Consider the following 6,706-nt stretch of genomic DNA (forward strand, 5'->3'; position numbering starts at 1 on the left):
CCTTTTAAGAATTCTAACATATGCATTGCTACTGATAATCTTGCAAATGATGCATCTACTTCTTCTTGTGTTGCATTATCATTAGCTAAGATAGTTCTTGCTTCTTCTAATGCTGCATTGAATTCAGTTACTACTGCTGGTACTACTTTATCTAATTGTTCTTCTGTTACATTACCTGCCATTTCTACAGCAATTTGTAATGCTGTTTTACTTACTACAGTTACTGACACTAAATTGCTATATGCTTCTTTTAGATTTTTAACTGCATTATCTATTTCTTCTTGACTAGCTTCAGGATTTACTTGAACCCCAACTGCAAGTGTAAGAATTTCACTAAATTGATTCCAGCTTTCTTCTGTATAATCATTTTGATTAAGTTTTTCACATTCTAAAATTAATTCATTCAATTTTGTAAAATCTGAGACTTGTGCAAATTCATCAATTTGATAAGTTTTTACTTTTTCATTTTTATAGTAATATTCAACAATATCATCTTGTTCAATTACATCATTTTCTGTTAATTCATTTCCATTTCTAGTTACAATCACCTTACCATTTTGAGAAATATCAAATCCAGCTAAAAATTGTTTTACAGTTGTATTTTCATAAACATTTCCTATCACATTATTTTCAATTGTATATATACCACTTCTTAACTGGGCATATGGTTTATAAAAACTAAATTCTGCTGCACTTGCAGAAGCATTAGTAGCAACATTATTCCAAATTAATGTTTTAGTAATTACTAATTTTACATATTTCGTTGTAACTGCCTCAAAATTACAAATACGTTCGCTTCCATTTTGTTCGTATTCACCTTGAGCTATCTTACGATATTCATTACCGTCATCACTTACCCATAATTCAATACCAAGAATATCACCATTTCCAGTAGCATTACTGTTGTAATTACGTGGTAAGATACTAAAAGAATTAATTGTTTCCGCTTGATCAAATTTGAAAGTTACTGTATATGGTCCCTTAATATTAGTTTGTGTTGTCCAGAATGAACCAGCATTTCCATCAATCGCATTACTAATTGGATAACCATTATAATCAGGTTTATCACATGAAATGGAAATACTCATTTTATCTACTTGTAACTCATCTACACTACCATTATTTAAACAATAATTATTTACAAATTCTTTATATAATTCTTTTGTATCACCTGTTGCTTCACTACTATAATCCTTTTCACTTCTAGCCCATTGCCAAGCCATTTGATGAGATTCTTTTATTGAAATTTCATTATAATTAGATACATTTTTACCTTCAATTTTATCTGTTAATCGTTGAATCCAAAGTTCCCAACGTTGCAAATAATAATCTTTTGTTAAACCACCATATTCACGATTTGCATAATCATATACTCCCCAGCAATAATATGGTGCCCAAGTTGAAATAAGTGCTTTACCATTTAATTGGAAAATCATCTTAATAAAATCATCTTGTCCTTCTGATGCATTTTTAGATGCATTTAACCATGTTCCAACCATAAAGTTTTTATTACTATTTAAAACTTGATCTTGAAGCTCAACCATCTTTAAAAATTCTTGTGATTTTTCTTTAAATAATTCCACATTTCCATCATTAAATGCTTTTGTAAATTCACTATATGTTCTTTCAGCACTATTAGCAACTGCTTGTCTTAAAAAGTCAGTTACATCATATAAATATCCTTCACTACCTTTTAATTGTTCAAAATCTTTCATTAAATAGTCTAATGCTTTTTCAAATCTTTTAAAATCATAATTTTTACTCATATTTCCATTTGGAGCAGATTGTTTTGCATTAAACTGTGGTCTTACATTAATTATTGATTCAGGTGGATCAGCATGAGTTGCAGGACGATAGACTGTTTCTAATAACAATTTCCATGCCTTTTGTGCATTCTCATTTTCACAACCATATCTACGTTCTACATAATGTGTAATCCATTCATTTAAATCCACATCATTTTCTTCCCACATCATTTCAAAGAATAAATCAAATCTAACAGGATTATTATTAGTTCCCTCTGGAGCAATTCCCATTCCAACCATATGACTTGTTTTATCTTTTACCTGACTTGGAATTTTTGTTAATTTTTCAAGATTTCCATGTACACCTGAGCGTCCTCCATAGTTTTCAAGCATACAATATACCCAGTTACTTCCAGCAAATTCATTTGTAGACGAATATTTTGCTGATTTACTTGCATTTAAATCTAATAATAAAATATTATTTTGCTTTTCTTCTGTTGTAATCTCACTTAATAATGCTGGTTGGAAACTCCATGATTGAATAACCCAAATTGCATCATCATCATAGACTTTCATTTCATCTAATACTTTTCTTCCAACAATATCACGTCCTATTCCACCAGTTTGTCCACCTTCATGGAATGGATCTGTTGCATAATAATTAGAAACTTTTCCATATACTTCTTCTTGTGCCTGATAAAACATCTTAGCATACTCTTTATATGTTTCTGTATTAGTTTTTAACATTGCTGGTCTTTGCATACCATTCCATAAACCTTGAGGAATTACCTGAGCCTTTGAATCCTTTTCAGTAATACTATTAGGAACCATTCCACTATATCCTTGTAAAATAGGAGTCATTCCTAATGCTCGCATTTTTCTTTGATTCATTCTTGCTAGTTCAGTACGTTGTGCAAACCAGTTATCAGGAATTGGTCCATTAACATTTTCCATATTAGCCATGTATTGCCATCCATAATATCCAGGTCCCACTAACCAATCCTTAATTTCATCAAGTGAATAACCTAAGTTACCCATAAATCTTCTCCAGACTTCTTCTTGACCAGTAATATCAAGTATGGCATTTACACCATTTAATGCTAACCAGTCCATTTCATTTTGCCATTCAGTTTCACCCCAGAATGCCATTGTATAAGAATGCGTACAATAATTATAAGCATAACGTACTTCATATGGAGTTTCCTTACGAATAGTTTCTGTTACTGGAACTACATTTGCAGGCATTTTTACTTGTCTTGCCTGTTGTGTGATTGAAACATTACAATAATATTTTAAATAGTAATTTAAACCTGTAGTTAATGAAAGTCCTTCATTTCCTTTAATTTTAATTTTACCATTATGATTACTAATTTCATAATAATCTTTATCACTTTCACTATTTTCTTCTAATACAAATTCAAACCAGTCTAAATATTTTTCACCAATTACACGACTTAAAACACCCTTTACTTCATTAATAGTTTCATCTTCTGTAATTGGTAGAACATATTCTGTATCTTCAAAATCACTTATATTAATATCAGCTCTTTCAATAACTGGATTTTCACTTTCCTCACCATAAACTCTAACTTCAGCAAAACTTCCAGTATTTCCAACTGAACAATACTCAAGGTAAACACGCACAATTCGTGCTTCTTTACCATTAATTTCAAATAGATTCCCTTCTTTTGTAACAACAGTATCATCATCTTTTTTTGCAACCTTATCAAAAGTTACACCATCTATACTTGTAAAAATAGAATATTGATAATATGCTTGTAAATCCTTAAAATCTGGAACTACTTGAATTTTATTAATATTATAATTCCCCTCCAAATCAATATCAATATAAGCAGGATAATATAATGCCTGCCATGATGTTGATAGCATTCCATCATTTATATTTGAAACAGGATAACTTGCACTATTACTATAAGAACGAGCTGGTTTTTGATATGCAATACTTGTAGTATCTATATCTTCTATTGGTGGTTTATATTCTGTATTTTCAATTCCATAAACTCGCAACTCATTTATATGCATGGATGGATTAGCTGAATTTGATAACATTTTCACTTTAACAAAACGAATTGTCTTTGTATCAAATGTATAAGTATCTCCATCTTTATTTTGTGGGGTATTATCTTTCTTTTCACCAGCTTTAATATAATCAAGACCATTTACACTAACATATACTTCATAATTATAATAACGTCCATCTGAATAATAAGGAAGCACATTGATTTCATCAACATCAAAATATCCTTCCAAATCAACTTCCAACCATCCTTCTCCAGCTACTGCCCAAAAAGAATTAACATTATTATCTACAGCTTTACCTGGATTACTGCTACCTTCTTGTCCAGAAGCTGTAACAGTCTTATTTAAAGCCACATTACTTTTTATTACTGGATTTTCATATTCTGGATCTAGTTCACCATAAACCCGTAACTCTTTAATATGCCCAGTATTATTATTTGGTTGATTTTCTGCATGAGTTTTTAAAATCTTCACTTTTATGTAATGAGCTGTAAAAGTATCATTAAAAACATATGTATCCCCTTGTGGAGTATTCCATGAAGTGTCGCTTTTTTTAGCAACTAAATCATATTTTTCTTGATCCATACTTGCATAAATTTCATAATCATAATATCTTTCAGCATTAGCTGGAACATCAAAATAAGCCATCAAATTTATTTCTGAAATTTTATAAAATCCCTGTAGATCAACTTCTAATTCACTAGGATTAACAGATGCCCAAAATGTATTTTCTTTTCCATCAACTGCATATTCAGGTATATTGCTATTTTCTATTTTTGAAGATGTTACTGGTTTATTTAAAGCAATATTTTCCCTAGCTGCTCTACTTTTTGTTTCACTTGCAAAAATTGTCATTGTTGGAAATAACAACACTAACACTAGTGACAATATTAAAGAAATTTTTAATTTCTTTTTTAAATTCATATTTTCCTTTCTCCTTTTTTTATTATTAATATATGGCATTGATGAAGTAATAATTCTTTGTACACCTCCTTCTAATATTACTTGTATACCTATATTTATTATAATACAAAAAAACTAGTAAAATCCTACAATCGTTAGTAAAATCTTGAACAAAAAAAGTTTAACAACCTAAAAAGTCATTAAACCTAATTTATCAAACTTTAATCTTCTATCTCTCGTCTTGTAATTACAGCACCTAAAGATATAAGTTTATGATCGATATTTTCATATCCACGATCTATATGATATACATTTCCTATCTCTGTTACCCCATCGGCTATCAACGCTGCTACTATCAATGCTGCTCCACATCTTAAATCTGTCGCATATACTCTTGCTCCATGTAATGGGGTTGGCCCATCTATATAACACATTGCTTCTTCTTGGGCTATTTTAGCTCCCATTGAATTTAGCTGATAACAATGTCCAAATCTTTCTGGATAAATTGTCTCTACTACCTGAGAACTACCTTGACACTGAGTCAATAGAGCTGTCAACGGTTGTTGTAGATCTGTAGCAAATCCTGGATAAACCTGAGTTCTTATATCAACTGGTTTTAAATTTTCTATTCCTCCATGAACTATAATACTATCTCCAACAATATCCATTTTTACACCTATCTCTTTTAACTTTGAGGTTACTGCCTCTAAATGCTGAGGAATTACATTTTGTACGATTACCTTTTCTCCTGCCGCTGCTGCAATTACTAAAAAAGTTCCAGCTTCTATTCGATCAGGAATTATTTCATGATTACATCCATGAAGAGTTTCTACCCCTTCAATTGTTATCGTATCAGTACCAGCTCCTCGTATTTTGGCTCCCATTTTTGTTAAAAGATTTACTACATCAATAATCTCAGGTTCTTTAGCCGCATTTTCAATAGTTGTTTTTCCTTCTGCCTTTACTGCCGCAAGTAATATATTTATGGTTGCTCCAACTGATGCAAAATCCATATATATTTTATTACCAATCAAACGTTCAGCTTGAATCGTATATGTTCCATCACTACTGTAATCCACAGTTGCTCCTAAAGCCTCAAATCCTTTGATATGAAGATCAATTGGACGAGGTCCTAAAAAACATCCACCTGGCATTTTCATAGTTACTTTCTTACATTTTCCTAATAATGCTCCCATTAAATAATACGATGCTCTTAATTTATCTACTGCTTCACCTATAAGTGGTTTATTTTTTAAATTAGTAGGATCTACTACCAGTACATCTTCATTTTTTTCAACATTACAGTTTAATTCTCTTAACAATACTCCTAATGCATCAACATCAGAAATATTTGGTACACCATATACAGTTACAGGACTATCTGCTAAGACAATTGCTGGAATTAGGGCTACAGTAGCATTTTTTGCCCCACTTACCACTACAGTTCCATTCAATTTATGTCCACCTTCAATAGCAATTACTTCACTCATTTTAGTCCTCCTTATAATTTAATCTACGTAATTACTATATATTAATTCATTATTAAAAACAACCTAAATTTGTATTTTTAAATGATTAGAATTTTTAAACATTTTTCGTCATTCCATTATTATACAAAAATATATATTATTCTAAAAATTATAAATAATTAAGCCTTTTACAAATATTAAAAGAATCCCTAAAAGGGATTCTTCCAGGCTGTTGACAAATAAAAAATTGTCAGCAGTCTTTTTATTTTGTTGTTTATGTGATAATATATCAGTGGTCGTGGATGACTTCGTTCCAAGTGTGCAAACTTTGAGGCTCCACGACTTTTTTGTTTAAGATAAAGAAGTCATGATATGGTATAATATAAGTGCACATTTGGAGGAAATTAATATGACAATGACAGTAAATAAAACTAAACATGATCACATTATTTTATGTACTATTGATGAGCTTGTTCCAGCTGATCATATGGTTAGAAAATTAGAAGCCTCTATTGACTGGTGTTTCATTTATCCGTTAGTAGAAAATCT

The 6,706-nt window shown here is 30.6% G+C and carries 2 protein-coding genes and 1 pseudogene; 1 reads left to right on the forward strand and 2 read right to left on the reverse strand.

The window, feature by feature from the left end; genetic code table 11:
* Both BMW96_RS13550 and BMW96_RS13555 read right to left on the reverse strand, forming a co-directional pair.
* Positions 1-4,709 (reverse strand): alpha-N-acetylglucosaminidase TIM-barrel domain-containing protein (locus BMW96_RS13550; protein WP_092357060.1); only part of this gene is annotated, 4,709 nt, incomplete at its 3' end.
* A gap of 200 nt (positions 4,710-4,909) precedes the next feature.
* Positions 4,910-6,178: a UDP-N-acetylglucosamine 1-carboxyvinyltransferase gene (locus BMW96_RS13555; protein WP_092357064.1), complete on the reverse strand. Its 1,269-nt coding sequence runs from the start codon at positions 6,176-6,178 to the stop codon at positions 4,910-4,912.
* Between the two features lie 394 nt (positions 6,179-6,572).
* Between BMW96_RS13555 and BMW96_RS14585 the strand changes: the two are divergent.
* A pseudogene (locus tag BMW96_RS14585) lies at positions 6,573-6,706 on the forward strand (IS5/IS1182 family transposase); the annotation flags it as partial.

The organism is Thomasclavelia cocleata, from assembly GCF_900102365.1.
GTDB classification, from domain to species: Bacteria; Bacillota_I; Bacilli_A; order Erysipelotrichales; family Coprobacillaceae; genus Thomasclavelia; species Thomasclavelia cocleata.